Raw genomic sequence first — 18,214 nt, 5'->3', positions numbered from 1 at the left:
CGTCATGACGCTCACCCAGACCGCCGCGAACGCGGCGACCGCCGCACCCGCCGAGTCCAACGGCGGAGTCCGGATCATGCCTCTCGGCGACTCGATCACCGACGGTTTCAATGTCCCCGGCGGCTACCGCATCGACCTCTGGCAGCATCTCGCCTCCGGCGGCTACACCGTCGACTTCGTCGGTTCGCAGTTCAACGGCCCGCCGGAGCTGGGCGACCACGACCACCAGGGCCACTCGGGCTGGCGCATCGACCAGCTCCGTTCGAACATCGACGGCTGGCTGGCCGCCAGTGACCCGCGCACGATCATGCTCCAGATCGGCACGAACGACGTGAACCAGAACTACGACCTGGCGAACGCCCCGGCCCGGCTCTCCGAACTCATCGACCGCATCCTCCAACAGAAGCCGCAGATCGAGCTGTTCGTCGCGACGATCACGCCCGAGGCGAGCCCCGGCCTCGAAGCCCGGGTCAAGACGTTCAACGCGGAGGTGCCGGGCATCGTCGACAGCAAGGGTCCACGCGTCCATCTGGTTGACATGTACAAGGCATTGACGGTGGCCGACCTCGCCGACGGCGTCCACCCCAACGCCGCCGGCTACGCCAAGATGGCGACCGTCTGGTACAACGCGCTGCGCTCGGTGCCCGCCAGCCTCGTCCCGCTCGGCGGCGGTCAGGGCACGCTCGTCAACTCCCAGTCGGGCCGCTGCCTCGACGTCGACGGGGCCGTGGCGACCACGGGCACGCGGACGATCGTCTACGACTGCCACCGCAAGGCGAACCAGCAGTGGGCCCGTACGGCCTCCAACGAGCTGCGCGTGTACGGCAACCGCTGCCTGGACGCGAGCGGCGCCGCCACCTCCGACGGCACCCCCGTCATCATCTGGGACTGCCGCGGCACGGCCAACCAGGAGTGGCGCGTCAACGCGGACGGCACTGTCGTCGGTGTCGCTTCCGGCAAGTGCCTGACGCCGGTGGCCGGCGGAACGGCCAACGGTACGAAGCTCGAACTCCGCACCTGCGACGGCGCCTCCGGCCAACGCTGGACCATGGCGGCATAGTTCGCGGGGGTCCCCGGCCCACGAACGACCGACCCGATATCGCCGGGCGCGCCGAAACGGCCGCCCGGCGATGTCGTACCCCCGTGGAATCATGTCGCTCGACCGGATGTGGTGGACCACGAGGGGCGTCATGGGCGACGGAGCGGGGCCTGAGCAGCGGAGGGCGGTGCCGGTGGGCGGCGCCGCGCGCGCCGTGCTCGACCGGGCCGACCGGCTTCTCGCCACCGCGCGCCGCGTCACCGCCGATCACGCGGAGGTCCGGGGCGGTGTCCTCGGAGCCATCACCCCGCTGCGCGACGCGCTGGTCCGCCGGGAGTTGGAGGGCATCCCCCTCTCGCGGCTCGCCGACGTCACCGAGGGCCGGCTCCGGCTGGGCACGCTCGAACAGGCCGGATACACGAACGTCAGGAAGGTGCTCGACGCGACGGCGTACGAGCTCCGCCGCATCCCCGGCATCGGCACACAGAGCGCCGGTCACGCCATCGCCGCCGCGCGGCGGCTCGCGGAGGCGATGGAGGAGCATGTCGCCGTCCGCCTCGACGCCGACGACATCGGCGATCCCCACGCCACCGCCCTGGTCCTCGCGTTGAACCGGATGGTGAACGCGGGCCCCGACATGCCCCGCGCCCTCGCTGCGGCGGCCCGGACCGAGGCGGACCTCGCCCCGCTGCTGCCTCCGGCGCGCCCGGCCGGGGACCGGCTGCGCATGCTGCTCACCGGGAAGCGGCGCCGGCAGGAGGCGCAGCGGGCGGTCGGGACGGTCGAGGCCTTCCTCGACGCCGCCGATCGCGAACTCCCGCTGCTGCTCGCCCAGGCGGCCACGGATCTGCTGCGGCCCGCCGTCCCCGCGGACGAGGCGTGGCTCGACTTCCAGGTCCGCCCCGCCGACTATCTCGTCCTCCTCGAAGAACTCTCCGAAGCCGCCCCGGACGTGGACGCGGCCGAGGGCTTCCTGCCCGGTGACATCTCCGAACGTGTCCGTACGCAGCGGCTGGACGACACCCATCGGCGGGTGTCGCTGCGCGGCTACCAGGCGTTCGGCGCCCGGTTCGCGCTGGCGCAGCGCCGGGTGATCCTGGGTGACGAGATGGGTCTGGGCAAGACCATCCAGGCCATCGCCGCCCTCGCGCACCTCAAGTCCGAGGGGCATACCCACTTCCTGGTGGTCTGCCCGGCCAGCGTCGTCATCAACTGGATCCGGGAGATCGAGTCCCGCAGCACCCTGCGCGCGTACCGGGTGCACGGCCAGGACCGGACCGTGGCCCTGGGGCAGTGGACGCGGCACGGGGACGTCGCGGTGACCACGTACGACCTGCTCGGCTCGCTCGCCGTGCCGGACGACGTGAGCGTCGGCATGCTCGTCGTGGACGAGGCGCACTATGTGAAGAATCCGGAGACCCGGCGCTCCCGGACCGTACGGAGCTGGGCGGAGCGCACCGACCGGGTCCTGTTCCTGACCGGGACGCCCATGGAGAACCGGGTGGACGAGTTCCGCAGCCTGGTGCGCCATCTGCGGCCCGAGCTCGTCCCCGCCGTCCGCCTCGGCGAGGCGGCCATCGGCTCGGAAGCCTTCCGCAGGGCCGTCGCGCCCACGTATCTGCGCCGCAACCAGCAGGACGTCCTCACCGAGCTGCCGGAGCTGCAACAGGTCGACGAGTGGGAGGAGTTCAGCCCCGCCGCGCGCGCCGCCTACCGGCAGGCGGTCGCGGCCGGGAACTTCATGGCCATGCGCCGGGCCGCGTACGCGGATCCCGCGACGTCCGCCAAGCTCCGGCGGCTGCGCGAACTCGTCGGCGACGCCGCGTCGAACGGGCTGAAGGTCGTTGTCTTCTCCTTCTTCCACGATGTGCTGAGGGCCGCCGAGGAGGCGCTCGGCCCGGCCTCCGGGGCCGGTGCCGATCCGCGTACGCTCTTCGGTCCGCTCACCGGCCGGGTGCCCGCCGCCCGGCGGCAGGAGTTGGTGGACGGCTTCGCCGAGGCGTCCGGGCACGCGGTCCTGCTCAGCCAGATCCAGTCGGGCGGCACCGGCCTCAATCTCCAGGCCGCGTCGGTGGTCATCCTGTGCGAGCCGCAGGTCAAACCCACACTGGAGACCCAGGCCATCGCCCGCGCGCACCGGATGGGGCAGATACGCCATGTCCAGGTCCACCGGCTGCTGACCGCCGACAGTGTCGACCAGCGGGTTCTGCGCCTGCTGGGTACGAAGAAGCGGCTCTTCGACGCGTACGCCCGCCACAGCGACGTCGCCGAGTCGACGCCGGACGCGGTCGACATCTCGGAGCAGTCGCTGGCCCGGCAGATCGTCGCGGAGGAGCAGGAGCGCATGGCGCTCCTGCCGGGACCCGCGGCTCCGGCTCTCTGACGCGCCGTCAACAGCGGTTCGGCGCCCCTGCCATGACCGGCGGGGGCGTCCGGCGTGCCGCGCACAACTCCCGTGATAGGCGTGCGAAAACCGTTGACAAGCCGTTGACATGATTGCAACCTGTGAATCGCAAAAAAGTAAGCAAGTGGCTCAATTTCTTAAGGCTCTTCTCGCAACTTCATGGCAGCGCACGGCCTGCCCCCTCGTTCCAACCGAACAGAGGACCATATGAGACGGAAGCAGCTCAGACCCCCACAGCCCGCGCGGCTCAGACGCGGACAGCTCCGCCGGCGGCTGATCACCGGCATCCTGATGGCAGCCCTGACCGTCGTCGGGCTCACCCCCCTCTCGGCCACGGCGGCCGAGCGCCCCAACCAGGCGGCCGGCAAGAGCGTGTCCGCGAGCGGATCCGAGGGGAACCACCCGGCGTCCAACGTCACCGACGGCAATCAGGCGTCGTACTGGGAGGGACCGAACAACGCGTTCCCGCAGACGCTCCGGGTCGACCTCGGCACGAACGTCGCCGTCGACCAGGTGGTGCTCAGGCTCCCGGCCACCTGGGAGGCCCGCACCCAGGCCCTCAGCGTCCAGGGCAGCACCGACGGGAACACCTACAGCACCCTCTCGGCCTCGCAGGGACGGCTGTTCACCCCCGCGTCGGGGAACACCGTCACCATCGACTTCCCCTCCACCGGCGTCCGTTACGTACGGCTGAACATCACCGGCAACACGGGCTGGCCGGCGGCGCAGATATCCGAGTTCGGGATCTACGGCCCCGCGGGCGAGGACCCCGACCCGGACCCGGGTGACGACGGCACCGACCTGGCGCGCGGCAAGGCGATCGAGGCGTCGTCGACGATCCACACGTTCGTCGCGGCCAACGCCAACGACAACAACGTCAACACCTACTGGGAGTCCGCGGGCCACCCGTCGAACCTGACGGTCAAGCTCGGGGCCGAGGCCGACATCACCTCCGTCGTGGTCAAGCTCAACCCCGACTCGGCGTGGGGCCCCCGGACCCAGAACATCCAGGTACTCGGCCGCGCCCAGGGCGCCACCGGGTTCACCTCACTGAAGGCACGCGCCGACTACGGCTTCAACCCGGCGACGAACCAGAACACGGTCCGTATCCCGGTCACCGGGCGCGTCGCCGACGTACAGCTCCAGATCTTCTCCAACACCGGCGCGCAGGGCGGCCAGGTCGCCGAACTCCAGGTCATCGGGACGCCCGCGCCCAACCCGGACCTCACCGTCACCGGACTCTCCTGGTCCCCCACCGCCCCGGTGGAGACCGACACCACCACCGTGAGCGCGACGGTGCGCAACGCCGGCACGGCCGCGTCCGGCCCGACGACCGTGAACGTCAGCATCGGCGGAGTGGTCGCGGGCAGCGCCTCCGTGGGCGGCCTCGCCGCGGGTGCCTCGGCGACCGTCCAGGTCGCCGCGGGCAAGCGCGCCGAAGGCACCTACAAGGTGACCGCGGTGGTGGACCCGACCGACACGATCGTCGAGCAGGACAACGACAACAACAGCTTCACCGCGGCCGGATCACTGGTCGTCGGACAGGCCCCCGGGCCCGACCTCCAGGTGCTGAGCGTCAGTTCGACGCCGCAGAACCCGGCCGTCGGCGCCTCCGTCCAGTTCAGCGTGGCGGTGCAGAACCGCGGGACGACCGCGAGCGGCGCCACCACGGTCACCCGGGTGGCGGTGGGCGGCACGACGCTGAACACCAACACCCCGTCGATCGCGGCCGGCGCGACGACCAACGTGAGCATCAGCGGCAGCTGGACCGCCACCAGCGGCGGCGCCAACATCGTGGCCACCGCCGACGCGACCAACGCCGTGACGGAGACCAACGAGACCAACAACTCGTTCTCCCGCTCCATCGTGGTCGGGCGCGGCGCGGCCGTCCCGTACGTGGAGTACGAGGCCGAGGCGGGCCGGTACTCCGGCACCCTGGTGGAGGCCGACGCCGTACGCACCTTCGGGCACACCAACTTCGGCTCCGAGTCCTCGGGCCGCAAGTCGGTACGGCTCAGCAGCCAGGGCCAGTTCGTGGAGTTCACCTCCGCCAACCCGGCCAACTCGATCGTGGTGCGCAACTCGATCCCCGACGCCCCGAACGGCGGCGGCACCGAGGCCACGATCAGCCTGTACGCCAACGACACCTTCGTGAAGAAGCTGACTCTCTCCTCGAAGCACAGCTGGCTGTACGGCAACACGGACGGCCCCGAGGCCCTGACGAACACGCCCCAGGCGGACGCCCGGCGGCTCTTCGACGAGGCCAACTCGCTGCTGTCCACGACCTATCCGGCGGGCACCAAGTTCAAGCTCCAGCGCGACGCCGGTGACAGCGCGTCCTTCTACTACATCGACCTGATCGACCTGGAGCAGGTCGCGCCCCCGGCGGCCAAGCCCGCCGAGTGCACCTCCATCACCGAGTACGGCGCGGTGCCGGGTGACGGGATCGACGACACGACCGCCATCCAGTCGGCCGTCACCGCCGACCAGAACGGCACCATCGCCTGTGTCTGGATCCCGGCGGGCCAGTGGCGTCAGGAGAAGAAGATCCTGACCGACGACCCGCTGAACCAGGGGCAGTTCAACCAGATCGGCATCAAGAACGTCACCATCCGCGGCGCGGGTATGTGGCACTCACAGCTCTACACCCTGACCGAGCCGCAGAACGCGGGCGGGATCAACCACCCGCACGAGGGCAACTTCGGCTTCGACATCGACGACAACACCCAGATCTCCGACATCGCGATCTTCGGCTCCGGCCGGATCCGCGGCGGCGACGGCAACGCCGAGGGCGGAGTCGGTCTGAACGGCCGGTTCGGCAAGAACACCAAGATCTCGAACGTGTGGATCGAGCACGCCAACGTGGGCGCCTGGGTCGGCCGGGACTACGACAACATCCCGTCCCTCTGGGGCCCCGGCGACGGGCTCGAGTTCACCGGGATGCGCATCCGCAACACCTACGCCGACGGCATCAACTTCACCAACGGGACGCGGAACTCCAAGGTCTTCAACTCCTCGTTCCGCACCACCGGTGACGACTCCCTGGCGGTCTGGGCCAACCGGTACGTCAAGGACACGTCCGTCGACGTCGCGCACGACAACTCGTTCACCAACAACACCATCCAGCTGCCCTGGCGCGCGACCGGCATCGCGGTCTACGGCGGCTACGGTAACAAGATCGAGAACAACATCGTCTCCGACACGGCGAACTACCCGGGCATCATGCTGGCGACCGACCACGATCCGCTGCCCTTCTCGGGGCAGACCCTGATCGCCAACAACGCGCTCCACCGCACGGGCGGTGCCTTCTGGAACGAGGACCAGGAGTTCGGTGCCATCACCCTCTTCGCGGCGAGCCGGGACATACCCGGCGTCACGATCAGGGACACCGACATCTACGACTCCACGTACGACGGCATCCAGTTCAAGACGGGCGGCGGCACCATGCCGGGCGTCGTGATCAGCAACGTCAAGATCGACAAATCCAACAACGGCGCGGGCATCCTGGCGATGAGCGGGGCCCGGGGCAGCGCGACACTGAGAGACGTCACGATCACGAACTCGGCGGACGGCGACATCGTCACCCAGCCGGGATCGGGCTTCGTGATCACCGGCGGCCCGACACCGCCGCTCGCACCGGGCAGACTGACGGGCGGTGGCCGACGGTGACCACTCGGTAAGGCCCAGAACACGGCAGGCGCGGATCGAGGACCCCTCGGTCCGCGCCTGTCGTGCCCGACACGTTCCGGACTCCCTCCGGCGCACCGCACGTTCCCTTCCCGCCACCGGCCACGGGCACGCTCCCTGGGTGCAGACCCCGGGCGACGAATCGCATATACGCAAATGCCGGCTACTGGGGCTCACCGGTTCCACGGCCGTGGCCGTCGGCGGCGCGAGTGCCGGCGCACTGCCGGTCGGTGAGGCCCTCGCACCGTCGTCGGGAGCGGCGGCGGTGGGACTCTTCGGCGCCTACTTCGGGCTCGTGCTGCTCGTCGCGGCCTGGGCGTGGCTCGGCCGCGCCGTGCGCGGACCACGGCCACCCGGTGCGCGCGGCATGGTGGTCACGCTCGCGGTGTGGGCCGCACCGCTGGTGATCGCCCCGCCCCTGTTCAGCCGCGACGTGTACAGCTATCTGGCGCAGGGCGCCATGGTGGACGCCCAGATCGACGTGTACGCCCATGGCCCCGACCAGCTCGGCGGTCCGCTCGCCGCGCAGGTCTCGCCCATGTGGCAGGACACGCCGACCCCGTACGGGCCGCTGTTCCTGTCGTTCGCCTCGCTGATCGCGCGCGCCACACGGGCGGAGCTCTCGGCCGGGGTGCTCGGCATGCGGCTGGTCGCGCTGCTCGGCGTGGGGCTGATGGTGGTGTCGCTGGTGCCGCTCGCCCGCCGCAGCGGAACCCCACCGGGTGCCGCGCTGTGGCTCGGGGCGCTCAATCCGCTGCTCCTGCTGCATCTGGTGGCAGGCGCGCACAACGACGCCGTGATGCTGGGTCTGCTCGGCATGGCGCTGGTGGCCGCCAAGGGCCGCTTCCCCCTACTGGGTGCGGTCCTGATGACTCTCGCCGCGCTGGTCAAGGCGCCCGCCGCGCTTGGTCTGCTGGCCGTCGCCGCGTTCTGGGCCGGCGGACTCACCGGCCGGTACCGATGGCTCAGGGCGGCGGGCGCGGTCGCCGGTGTCTCCCTCGCGACGACCGCCGTGGTGACCGCCGTCACCGGCACCGGCTACGGCTGGATCGGCGCCCTCAACACCCCGGTGTCCCAGCACAATTGGGCCCTGACCTCCCTCCTCGGCCGGATGACCGCGTCGGCGCTGCACAGCGCGGGCAGCGATCTGGCACCGTTCGCCCTGGACGCCTGGCGCGCGGCCGGTCTGGCGGCGACCGCCGTCGCCGTGCTGCTGGTGTGGCTGCGCCGCCCCCGGCACAGCCCCGTGTACGCGCTGGGCCTCAGCCTGATCGCGGTCGCCGTCCTGGGCCCGGCGATCCGCCCCTGGTACGTGCTGTGGGGCCTGTTCCCGCTGGCGGCGGCGGCCCCGGCGGGACCGGCGCGCCGGGTGGTGGCCGTCGCCAGCGGGGTGCTCGCGCTGGCCCAGCTGCCCAGTGGACTCGCCGCGGACGGCCTCCAGTTGGCGCTCGCCGCATGCGGCGGGCTGTTCGCGGTGGTCGCGCTCTTCTGGGCGCGCGAGATGTCGGGCGACGAAGTGACGCTGACCGCGCGGGAACCGGGGAGGACGGCATGACGGGCCAGGGCGTGACGGGCCAGGGCGTGACGGGCCGGTGGCCGGCGGGGTGGTGGCCCATGACACGGCGCCGGAGACATCTGCTCCTCGGTGTGCTGTGCGCGGGCGTGACGGCTTTCGTCGCGACCGTCCCCTACCACCGGGACTGGTTCGATCTGTGGGTCTACTACGACGCGGTGCGCCACTGGACCGACGCGGAGGGCGGGGTGCGGGGCGGCGGGCTCTACGACTACCGGGTGCCCGGCCAGAGTTACGGATTCACCTACCCGCCCTTCGCCGCGCTGTGCGTGCTGCCGCTGTCGCCGCTGAGCTGGCCGGCCGCGCTGACCATCGGCATCGCGGCGAACCTCGGCGCCCTGGCGCTGATCCTGCGCCGGCTCGCGGAACCGGTGATCCGCCGTCACGGCCTGGACCGGTGGACCTCGTACACCCTGATCCTGTGCATGCTCGCACTGCTGGAGCCGGTCTACGACAGCATCAGCTTCGGCCAGGTCAATCTCCTCCTGCTGGCTCTCGTCCTCACCGACGCCCGTCTGCTGTCCACCGGCAGCCGGTGGGCCGGCATCGGCATCGGACTCGCCGCGGCGGTCAAACTCACCCCCGCGATCTTCATCGGCTATCTCGTTCTCACCCGTCGCCGGCGTGCCGCCGGCACGGCCGCCGCCGTCGCCGTGGGCGCGACCCTGCTCGCCGTGTGGCTCTCACCCGGTGCCTCGCAGGCGTACTGGACATCGGCCCTCTGGGACACGAGCCGTATCGGAGACCTGAGTTACGTCTCCAACCAGTCCTGGCAGGGCGTCCTCGCCCGGCTCTCCGCACCGGCCGAACCGGACCGGCTGTGGTGGGCGTGCGGCGTCGCCGCCGTCGTCGGGGCCTGGGTGTACCGGATCGGCAAGGCCCGAGCGGTGGGCGACGTGCGCGGCGGCATCGCGCTGACCGGCGCCGCCGCGTGCCTGATCAGCCCGGTCACCTGGGTGCACCACCTGGTGTGGCTGCTCCCGGCGCTGGCGGTCCTCGCCGACCGGGCCCTCGAACCGCCGCGCCGCCGGAGGCGGTTGATCGTGGCGGTCTCGGTGTACGTGATCCTGTGCAGCTATGTCGTATGGCTCTGGCGGTACGACGCGAGCGGCATCGACGGCTTCGTCGGCGCCAACGCGTTCGTCTGGACGGAACTCGCCCTGCTCCTGGCGCTCCCCCTCCGGCCACCGCACCCGGCGCTCAGAGGACCTTCCGGCGGACCAGAACGGCCAGCACCAGAGCCCCGGGAAGCAGCGGCAGCCACACCGTGACGATGCGGAACCCGAGGACCGCGGCGGTCGCCACGGAGACCGGGGAGCCCGCGCCGACGAGCGCGATGAACAGCGCCGCCTCGACGGAGCCGATGCCTCCCGGCGTCGGCACGATCCCGGCCACGATTCCGGCGGCCAGGTAGGCGATCATGATGTCGACGGTGGGCACGGGCATCTGGAGCGCGCGGGCCACCGTGACCATCACGCAGGCCTGGAGCGCGGGGAAGGCGAACGCCCCGGTCCACAGGGCGATCACCCGGGCGGGCCGGGTGTGCAGGGCGCGCGCGTCGGTCAGCGCGGTACGCAGAAAGTCCTGGACGACGCCGCGCAGCGGCCGCACCGACCAGAGCACCAGCGCCGCCAGCGCGAGCCCCCCGGCCAGCAGGAGCAGCGCGAGCATCCCGTACTCCGCCGGCGGCAGCCCGCCTGTCGGGATGGCCCCCGGAAAGGCGGCCATGAGCGTGAGCAGCAGGGTGTACCGGCCGACCGGCTGGGCCAGCGAGTAGAGGGCGAGCGCGGCGCAGGACCGCGCGGTGGAGATCCCGCAGCGCTGGAGGAACCGCAGCGTCACCACGTGCGCGCCGAGCCCGGCGGGCAGCAGATGGTTGGCCGACCCGGCCGCGATCTGGGAGGCCAGCAGGCGCCCGGCGGGCAGCCGTTCCATGACGGTGCCCTGCCGCAGCAGGCAGACCGGTATCCAGCACGCCCCGGTCACGACGACGGCGGCCAGCAGCCAGTCCCGGTCCGCGCCGCGCAGTTCCTCGACGCCCGAGAGGATCACGGGCCAGTTCCCGGCCACCCAGGCGGCCACGAGGAGGAGCGGAACGAGACAGACCAGCTGCCGCAGCGGCACGCGCCGCAGTGCGGAGGGCAGGGTCATCGACACGGCGCGGCCGTCCTTCCATGACGCGCCAAGGCGCGGGCGGAGGGTTCCTCCTGGGTATCCCCGCTCTGCGCGACGGTACGGTGTCGCCCGCCCGTCGCCCGGTGGAACGGCCCGGGCCATGCACCGGTTCAAGCCATGGGGAGACGGGATGCCGCACTGCCCCGAAAACGCGGAAGACCCCACACGTGGTGGGGTCCCAGCTGGTGTCCGAGGGGGGACTTGAACCCCCACGCCCGATAAAGGGCACTAGCACCTCAAGCTAGCGCGTCTGCCATTCCGCCACCCGGACGAGTGGTCGAACCTCGGCGTTTCCGCCGGGCGACGTAGTGAACGATACCAGGGCCCGGGGGTGCTCTTCACCCGCATATCCCATGGTCCGGGGCGCACGGGGCCCGGTGCGGGGGCGGTTCGGGCGGCACCGTACGCTCCCGCGGGACGCGGCGGAGCGTACGGTGCCGAGAGGGTGCGTGCCCAGGGCGTGGTTCAGAGGTCCCGTCCGGCTCACGACGCCACTTCCGAAACCCGCCCTACGCGGCCTTCGGCTCCTGGGAGATTCGTACCGTGTTGCCCGAGGGGTCGCGGAACGCGCAGTCGCGGGGGCCCCACGGCTGGTCGATGGGCTCCTGGAGCACTTCGGCGCCGGCCGCCCGTACCTTCTCGAAGGTCGCGTCGACATCGTCGGTGCGGAAGACGATCTGGGTCAGGACGCCCTTGGTGAGGAGTTCCTGGAGGGCGTCGCCGTCGGCCTGGGAGCGGCCGGCGTGCGGCTGCGAGAGGACGAGCTCAAGGCCGGGCTGGGTCGGGCTGCCGAGGGTGACCCAGCGGAATCCGCCGGAGGCGACGTCGTTGCGGACCTCCAGGCCGAGCGCGTCACGGTAGAAGGTGAGCGCCTCGTCGGGGTCGTTGACGGTGATCTGGGAGTACTGCAGTGCGATGGTCATGCCGTCAACGCTAGGCGGCGGCTTCGGGGCCCGCTTCTCGAATCCTGCTCGGTGTCCCTCTATCTCGTGGGCCGGGTGAGCACCTTCGCCAGACAGGAGGGCATCGCCGTGACGGCTCCGTGCTCGCGGGCGGCGTACGCGCTCGGCGTCTCCCCCAGGATCTCGGTGAACCGGGAGCTGAACGAGCCGAGGGACGTACAGCCCACGGCCATGCACGCGTCGGTCACGCTCGTGCCCGCGCGCAGTAGCGCCATCGCGCGCTCGATACGGCGGGTCATGAGATAGCTGTACGGCGTCTCGCCGTAGGCGGCCCGGAACCGCCGCGAGAAGTGCGCGGGCGACATGAGCGCGTGCCGGGCCATCGTGGGCACGTCGAGCGGACGCGCGTACTCGCGGTCGATCAGATCGCGCGCCCGGCGCAGGTGCGCGAGGTTGGCGAGATCCTTCGGGTCCATGGGCGCCACGCTACCACCGGGCCCTGGAAAGCGTGCCTGACCTGCGAGAACACACGTCGGATGAGAGGAATCGGCTGAGGAGGGGTTCCGAGCGACCTCAGCCGATTCCGGCTCATGGTGAGGGTGGGATCAGGGGTGACCGCACCGTCACGGCATCAGGTGGTAGTCCGGGAAGTTCCCCGGTGGGCGCTCCCCGTCGGGGCCGTTGGTGACGGCCTTCACGAGCAGTTCGCCGCCGACGAAGGCGCCCCGCCAGGAGTGCCCGAAGCCGCCGAAGAGCTCTTCGCGGTCGCCGCGTGAACGGGGCCGGCCGTGGCCGACCTTGAACGCGCGGATCTGCGGGGACAGCCTGGCGTACGTCTCCGGGTCGTCGGTCGCCAGCGTCGCGGCGAGCGCCCCGTTGGAGGCGTTCATCGCGGCGAGGAGTTCCGCCTCGGTGTCGACCAGGACGATGGTGTCGACCGGGCCGAAGGGCTCCGCGTGGTGCAGCGGCGAGGACGGCGGCGGATTGAGCAGTGTCACCGGCGCGAGATACGCGGAGGTGTCCTGACCGGGCAGGAAACGCCCGTCCGCGAGCGATCCGTGGTGGATGGGGACCGCGCCCCGGTCGATGGCCTCGGCCACCTGGTCGTCCAGCTCCTTGGCCTTGGCGGCGTTGATGAGCGGGCCGAAGTCCAGTTCGGGCAGCGGGTCGTCGGGGTGCTCGACGGCCAGCGGATGGCCGAGCCGGATGGAGCGGACGGCGGGCAGATACGCCCCGAGGAAGTCGGCGAAGAGCGAGCGCTGGACGACGAAGCGCGGGTACGCGGTGCACCGCTGCTTGCCGTAGTCGAACAGCTTGGGGATCACGGCGGTGAGCGCGTCCCAGTCGGAGTGGTTCCAGACGCCCCAGGTGTTGAGTCCCTCCTGTTCGAGGATGTGGCGCTTGCCGAGGTCGGCGACGGTGGTGGCGATGCGCGCGCCGGTGTCGCGGCCTCCTACGAAGGAGACGCAGCCGATCTCCGGGGAGCGGACCAGCGCCTCGGAGAGTTCCCCGCCGCTGCCGCTGACCAGGGTGAACGGCAGCCCCTCGCGGACGGCGAGTGCGGAGGCCAGGGTGAGGCAGGCGACGCCGCCGTCGGTGGGCGCCTTGGCGATCACCGCGTTGCCGGCCAGGGCCTGCACGAGCATGGCGTGGACCAGCACGGACATCGGGTAGTTCCAGCTGGCGATGTTGGAGACCGGGCCCGGCAGCGGGGAGCGGCCCTCCAGCATGGGTTCGACGCCTTCCACGTACCACCGCACGCCGTCGATGGCGCGGTCGACGTCGGCCTGGGCGAGCCGCCAGGGCTTGCCGATCTCCCAGACGAGGAGGAGGGCGAGCAGCTCACGGTGTTCGGTCAGGGCGTCGAGCGTGGCGCCGACGCGGGCGCGGCGCTCGGCCAGCGGGACGTGCCGCCAGGCGCGGTGCTGGTCGAGGGAGGCGCGTACGGCCTGCTGGGCTGCCTCGGCGTCGAGCCGGGGCGGCCCGGCGATGGGGCTGCCGTCGACGGCGCTGTAGGCGGGCAGGGTACGGCCGCCGGACTGCCAGGAGGCGTCCCAGAGGTTGAGGACGTGGTCCTCCCGGAAGGCCTCGGGCGCGATGGCGAGGCACTGCTGCCAGGCGTCGGACCACGCGGTGCCCGGCTTGAGGATGAGGGTGGGTGCCATTGAGGGTTCTCCGCTCGAAAGGGGGCGGGAGTTGCATGGCTGGCGGAAGGCGTGGGCGCGGTCGCCGGACGAGATGCACGGGTCGTCCGGCGAAGGCGCGGGGCGGGTGTTCTGTTGTCCGGGCCCACCCGGCGTTGGGGGTGCCCGGGGAAGGGTGTTCGGTTGTCGGAGCGCCCGGTGGGCGGTGAGGCGGCGCCGTGTCCGGTTGTCCGGCCCCGCCTCGGCCCGGACTCCGGGCGTGCCCGACGTCCGGGCGGAATCGCTGTGTCCGACCGGGAGTTGGGCACGACGCCCGGCCGGCCGGTGGGGTCCGCCCGGCCGGGCGTCGCGTCAGGCCGTGACCGCTATGCGGTCCAGCACCAGGCGGGCCGTCTCGGAGGGCGTCGAGCCGACGCGCACCCCGACCGCCTCCAGTGCCTTCTTCTTCGCCTCCGCCGTGCCGGACGAGCCCGAGACGATCGCGCCGGCGTGGCCCATCGTCTTGCCCTCGGGCGCGGTGAAGCCCGCGATGTAGCCGACCACCGGCTTCGTCACGTGGTCGGCGATGTAGGCCGCCGCACGCTCTTCCGCGTCGCCGCCGATCTCGCCGATGAGGACGATGAGTTCGGTGTCCGGGTCGGCCTCGAAGGCGGCGAGGCAGTCGATGTGCGTCGTGCCGACGACGGGGTCTCCCCCGATGCCGACCGCCGACGAGAAGCCGATCTCGCGCAGCTCGTACATCAACTGGTAGGTCAGCGTGCCCGACTTGGAGACCAGCCCGATCTTGCCGGGCTTGGTCGCGATGTCCGCCGGGATGATGCCGGCGTTGGACTGGCCGGGGCTGATGAGCCCGGGACAGTTGGGCCCGATGATCCGGGTGTCGCTTTTTCCAGCGTACGCCTGGAAGACGACCGCGTCATGGACGGGAATGCCCTCGGTGATCACGACGGCGAGGCCGATGCCCGCGTCGACGGCCTCCAGGACCGCCGCCTTGGCGAACGGCGGCGGTACGAAGACGACGGTGACGTCCGCGCCGGTCGCCGCGATGCCGTCCGCGACGGAGCCGAAGACGGGGACCGCCCGGCCGTCGAAGTCGACACCCTGGCCGGCCTTGCGCGGGTTGACGCCGCCGACGACGTCGGTCCCGGCCTCCAGCATCCTGCGGGTGTGCTTCATGCCCTCGGCACCGGTCATGCCCTGGACGAGGACCTTGCTCTCCTTGGTCAGGAAAATCGCCATGGTCTCTGTTCCCTCTTCTCCGTTGTCCGCAATGCCTGCTGCTGTCAGGCTTGTCCGGCGTTCGCGAGTACGGCGGCCTGGCGCGCGGCGCCGTCCATCGTCGTGGCCTGCTCCACGAGGGGGTGCGCACGGTCGTCGAGGATGGCGCGGCCCCGTGCGGCGCTGTTGCCGTCGAGGCGCACGACGAGCGGTTTGGTCAGCCGGACGGATTCCAGGGCCTGGACGATGCCTTCGGCGACGGCGTCGCAGGCCGTGATCCCGCCGAACACGTTGACGAACACGGACTTGACGTCGGGGTCGGACAGGATGACGGAGAGTCCGTCGGCCATGACCTGCGCCGAGGCACCGCCGCCGATGTCGAGGAAGTTGGCGGGGCGGGCGCCGCAGCCGGCGACGACGTCGAGGGTCGACATGACGAGCCCCGCGCCGTTGCCGATGATGCCGACCTCGCCGTCGAGCTTGACGTAGTTGAGGCCCTTGGCGGCGGCCGCCGCCTCCAGCGGGTCGGCGCCGGGGTCCTGCTGGTCGTCGCCCCAACGGCTCTGGCGGAACTGGGCGTTGTCGTCGAGGGTCACTTTGCCGTCAAGTGCGAGGATGCGGCCGTCCGTTGTCCTGACGAGGGGGTTGACCTCGACGAGCAGGGCGTCCTCCTTGATCAGGACCTGCCAGAGCGACTGGAGGACGAAGGCGGTCTCCGGCGGCAGCGCGGCCGCCGCCGCGATCTCGGCCGCCTTGGCCGCCGTGACGCCCTCGGCGGGGTCGATGGGGATCCTGGCCACCGCCTCGGGGCGGGTCGCCGCCACCTCCTCGATCTCCATGCCGCCCTCGGCGGACGCGATCGCGAGGAAGGTCCCCGCGGCACGGTCGAGCACATAGCTGACGTAGAACTCGGTCTCGATGTCCACCGGTTGGGCCAGCATCACCTTGACGACGGTGTGGCCCTTGATGTCCATCCCGAGGATCTGGCGAGCGGTCAGCTCCGCGGCGGCCGGATCGGCCGCGAGCTTCACCCCGCCGGCCTTGCCCCGGCCTCCGGTCTTCACCTGTGCCTTGACGACGACCCGGCCGCCGAGCCGTTCGGCCGCGAGCGCGGCCTCCCTCGCGAACTCGACGGTTTCGGCCTCCGGCACGGCGATGCCGTACTCCGCGAACAGGTCTCTGGCTTGGTGCTCGTACAGATCCATGCCGGCTCCCACTGCAACAGAAAGGAATGAAAGTGCCGCACGCCCCCTGGACACCACCCACCGAATGCGGGATAACAAGCTTCATACAGTATTCGTCGACTGTATGCAATCCATCGCGGGAGCACTCGGGAGCACCCCCAAGAGCCCCCCGGCTCCCCTACGAAGGGACAGGACAACCTCATGCCCGACGACAGCCAGGAACTCATCTCCGGTGGTCATCTGGTCGCCAAGGCACTCAAGGCAGAAGGTGTCGAGGTCATCTACACCCTCTGCGGCGGCCACATCATCGACATCTACGACGGCTGCGTCGACGAGGGCATCGAAGTCGTCGACGTACGTCACGAGCAGGTCGCCGCCCACGCCGCCGACGGTTACGCGCGCATCACCGGCAAGCCCGGCTGCGCCGTCGTCACCGCCGGACCGGGCACGACCGACGCCGTCACCGGTGTCGCCAACGCGTTCCGTGCCGAGTCACCCATGCTGCTCATCGGCGGCCAGGGCGCGCTCACCCAGCACAAGATGGGTTCGCTGCAGGACCTGCCGCACGTGGACATGATGACGCCGATCACCAAGTTCGCGGCGACCGTCCCCGACACGGCCCGCGCGGCCGACATGGTCTCCATGGCCTTCCGGGAGTGCTACAACGGCGCCCCCGGCCCGTCCTTCCTGGAGATTCCGCGCGATGTCCTCGACGCGAAGGTCCCGGCCGACAAAGCACGCGTACCCAAGGCCGGCCAGTACCGGGCCTCGACCCGTTCGGCCGGTGACCCCGCGGCCATCGAGAAGCTCGCCGATCTGCTGGTGCACGCCGAGAAGCCGGCGATCCTGCTCGGCAGCCAGGTGTGGACCACGCGGGCCACGGACGACGCGATCGAGCTCGTACGGACGCTGAACGTCCCGGCCTACATGAACGGTGCGGGGCGAGGCACCCTGCCCCCCGGCGACCCGCACCACTTCCAGCTCTCCCGCCGCTACGCCTTCACCAACGCCGACCTCATCATCATCGTCGGCACCCCCTTCGACTTCCGGATGGGTTACGGCAAGCGGCTCTCGCCCGACGCGACGGTCGTCCAGATCGACCTCGACTACCGGACGGTCGGCAAGAACCGCGACATCGACCTCGGCATCGTCGGTGACGCCGGCCTGGTGCTGAAGTCGGTCACCGAGGCGGCGAGCGGCCGGATCAACGGCGGCTCGGTCAAGCGCAAGGCATGGCTGGAGGAGCTGCGGGCCGCCGAGCAGACGGCGATCGAGAAGCGGCTGCCGTCGCTCAAGAAGGACAGCTCGCCGATCCACCCCTACCGGCTGGTCAGCGAGATCAACGAATTCCTCACCGAGGACTCGATCTACATCGGCGACGGCGGCGACATCGTCACCTTCTCCGGCCAGGTCGTGCAGCCCAAGTCGCCGGGCCACTGGATGGACCCGGGCCCGCTCGGCACGCTCGGTGTCGGCGTCCCCTTCGTCCTCGCGGCGAAGAAGGCACGGCCGGACAAGGAGGTCGTGGCGCTCTTCGGCGACGGGGCCTTCTCGCTGACGGGCTGGGACTTCGAGACGCTCGTCCGCTACAACCTGCCGTTCGTGGGCATCGTCGGCAACAACTCGTCGATGAACCAGATCCGTTACGGCCAGAAGGCCAAGTACGGCGACGAGCGCGAGCGGGTCGGCAACACCCTCGGCGACGTCCACTACGACAAGTTCGCCCAGATGCTGGGCGGTTACGGCGAAGAGGTCAGGGACCCGGCCGACATCGCACCCGCGCTCCAGCGGGCCCGCGAGTCCGGACTGCCGTCGCTGATCAACGTCTGGGTCGACCCCGACGCGTACGCCCCCGGAACCATGAACCAGACCATGTACAAGTAAGGGA

Annotated in this window: 11 protein-coding genes, 1 tRNA gene and 1 pseudogene; 6 read left to right on the top strand and 7 right to left on the bottom strand. The window is 71.0% G+C overall.

Translation table 11 applies throughout. The features are described from left to right. Positions 1 to 4: 4 nt before the first annotated feature. From IEY79_RS24300 to IEY79_RS24280, 5 genes are all read left to right on the top strand, one after another. The gene (locus IEY79_RS24300) at positions 5 to 1,060 is read left to right on the top strand and encodes a ricin-type beta-trefoil lectin domain protein (protein ID WP_189109703.1); all 1,056 of its coding nucleotides are present in this window, start codon (positions 5 to 7) and stop codon (positions 1,058 to 1,060) included. A gap of 130 nt (positions 1,061 to 1,190) precedes the next feature. After that, positions 1,191 to 3,422, top strand: coding sequence for a DEAD/DEAH box helicase (locus IEY79_RS24295; RefSeq protein ID WP_189109772.1), 2,232 nt, complete (start codon positions 1,191 to 1,193; stop codon positions 3,420 to 3,422). A gap of 228 nt (positions 3,423 to 3,650) precedes the next feature. Then, positions 3,651 to 7,112, top strand: coding sequence for a CARDB domain-containing protein (locus IEY79_RS24290; RefSeq protein WP_189109702.1), 3,462 nt, complete (start codon positions 3,651 to 3,653; stop codon positions 7,110 to 7,112). A gap of 139 nt (positions 7,113 to 7,251) precedes the next feature. Further along, entirely contained in the window at positions 7,252 to 8,685 is a 1,434-nt protein-coding gene (mptB, locus tag IEY79_RS24285; protein WP_189109701.1) for a polyprenol phosphomannose-dependent alpha 1,6 mannosyltransferase MptB, read from the top strand. Further along, the gene (locus IEY79_RS24280; protein WP_308426687.1) at positions 8,682 to 9,974 is read left to right on the top strand and encodes a glycosyltransferase 87 family protein; all 1,293 of its coding nucleotides are present in this window, start codon (positions 8,682 to 8,684) and stop codon (positions 9,972 to 9,974) included. Before mptB ends, IEY79_RS24280 begins: the two co-directional genes overlap by 4 nt. Here the strand turns inward: IEY79_RS24280 and IEY79_RS24275 are convergent. The 7 genes and pseudogenes from IEY79_RS24275 to sucC form a co-directional block, all read right to left on the bottom strand. Beyond that, positions 9,904 to 10,854, bottom strand: coding sequence for a lysylphosphatidylglycerol synthase transmembrane domain-containing protein (locus tag IEY79_RS24275; protein WP_189109770.1), 951 nt, complete (start codon positions 10,852 to 10,854; stop codon positions 9,904 to 9,906). The genes IEY79_RS24280 and IEY79_RS24275 overlap by 71 nt on opposite strands. Positions 10,855 to 11,061: 207 nt before the next feature. Continuing rightward, positions 11,062 to 11,149: transfer RNA gene (locus IEY79_RS24270), tRNA-Leu, on the bottom strand. 238 nt (positions 11,150 to 11,387) lie between these two features. After that, a complete protein-coding gene (locus tag IEY79_RS24265; RefSeq protein ID WP_189109700.1) occupies positions 11,388 to 11,801 on the bottom strand; it encodes a VOC family protein in 414 nt (137 codons plus the stop codon). A gap of 10 nt (positions 11,802 to 11,811) precedes the next feature. Continuing rightward, positions 11,812 to 12,256 (bottom strand): annotated as a pseudogene (locus tag IEY79_RS24260) (helix-turn-helix transcriptional regulator). 147 nt (positions 12,257 to 12,403) lie between these two features. Beyond that, entirely contained in the window at positions 12,404 to 13,945 is a 1,542-nt protein-coding gene (locus tag IEY79_RS24255) for an aldehyde dehydrogenase family protein (protein WP_189109698.1), read from the bottom strand. 330 nt (positions 13,946 to 14,275) lie between these two features. Further along, positions 14,276 to 15,163, bottom strand: a complete 888-nt coding sequence (gene sucD / locus IEY79_RS24250) for a succinate--CoA ligase subunit alpha (RefSeq protein ID WP_189109697.1) — start codon at positions 15,161 to 15,163, stop codon at positions 14,276 to 14,278. 44 nt (positions 15,164 to 15,207) lie between these two features. Next, positions 15,208 to 16,347 (bottom strand): ADP-forming succinate--CoA ligase subunit beta, encoded by a 1,140-nt coding sequence (gene sucC, locus IEY79_RS24245; protein WP_189109696.1) that lies wholly within the window; start codon positions 16,345 to 16,347, stop codon positions 15,208 to 15,210. Between the two features lie 180 nt (positions 16,348 to 16,527). On the opposite strand from sucC, the gene IEY79_RS24240 reads away from it, so the two are divergent. Next, the gene (locus IEY79_RS24240; protein ID WP_189109695.1) at positions 16,528 to 18,210 is read left to right on the top strand and encodes a thiamine pyrophosphate-binding protein; all 1,683 of its coding nucleotides are present in this window, start codon (positions 16,528 to 16,530) and stop codon (positions 18,208 to 18,210) included. The last annotated feature ends 4 nt before the right edge of the window (positions 18,211 to 18,214 follow it).

This window comes from Streptomyces camponoticapitis (assembly GCF_014646115.1).
Taxonomy (GTDB): domain Bacteria; phylum Actinomycetota; class Actinomycetes; order Streptomycetales; family Streptomycetaceae; genus Streptomyces; species Streptomyces camponoticapitis.
Note: the sequence above shows the minus strand (reverse complement) of the source record. Positions and strands in the feature narration are given on the sequence as shown.

Excerpts from the sequence above, each read along its gene's own strand:
- sucD (WP_189109697.1), bottom strand. The coding sequence starts at position 15,163 with ATGGCGATTTTCCTGACCAAGGAGAGCAAGGTCCTCGTCCAGGGCATG.
- sucC (WP_189109696.1), bottom strand. The coding sequence starts at position 16,347 with ATGGATCTGTACGAGCACCAAGCCAGAGACCTGTTCGCGGAGTACGGC.
- IEY79_RS24275 (WP_189109770.1), bottom strand. The coding sequence starts at position 10,854 with ATGACCCTGCCCTCCGCACTGCGGCGCGTGCCGCTGCGGCAGCTGGTC.
- IEY79_RS24295 (WP_189109772.1), top strand. The coding sequence starts at position 1,191 with ATGGGCGACGGAGCGGGGCCTGAGCAGCGGAGGGCGGTGCCGGTGGGC.
- IEY79_RS24280 (WP_308426687.1), top strand. The coding sequence starts at position 8,682 with ATGACGGGCCAGGGCGTGACGGGCCAGGGCGTGACGGGCCGGTGGCCG.
- IEY79_RS24290 (WP_189109702.1), top strand. The coding sequence starts at position 3,651 with ATGAGACGGAAGCAGCTCAGACCCCCACAGCCCGCGCGGCTCAGACGC.
- IEY79_RS24300 (WP_189109703.1), top strand. The coding sequence starts at position 5 with ATGACGCTCACCCAGACCGCCGCGAACGCGGCGACCGCCGCACCCGCC.
- IEY79_RS24240 (WP_189109695.1), top strand. The coding sequence starts at position 16,528 with ATGCCCGACGACAGCCAGGAACTCATCTCCGGTGGTCATCTGGTCGCC.
- IEY79_RS24265 (WP_189109700.1), bottom strand. The coding sequence starts at position 11,801 with ATGACCATCGCACTGCAGTACTCCCAGATCACCGTCAACGACCCCGAC.
- IEY79_RS24255 (WP_189109698.1), bottom strand. The coding sequence starts at position 13,945 with ATGGCACCCACCCTCATCCTCAAGCCGGGCACCGCGTGGTCCGACGCC.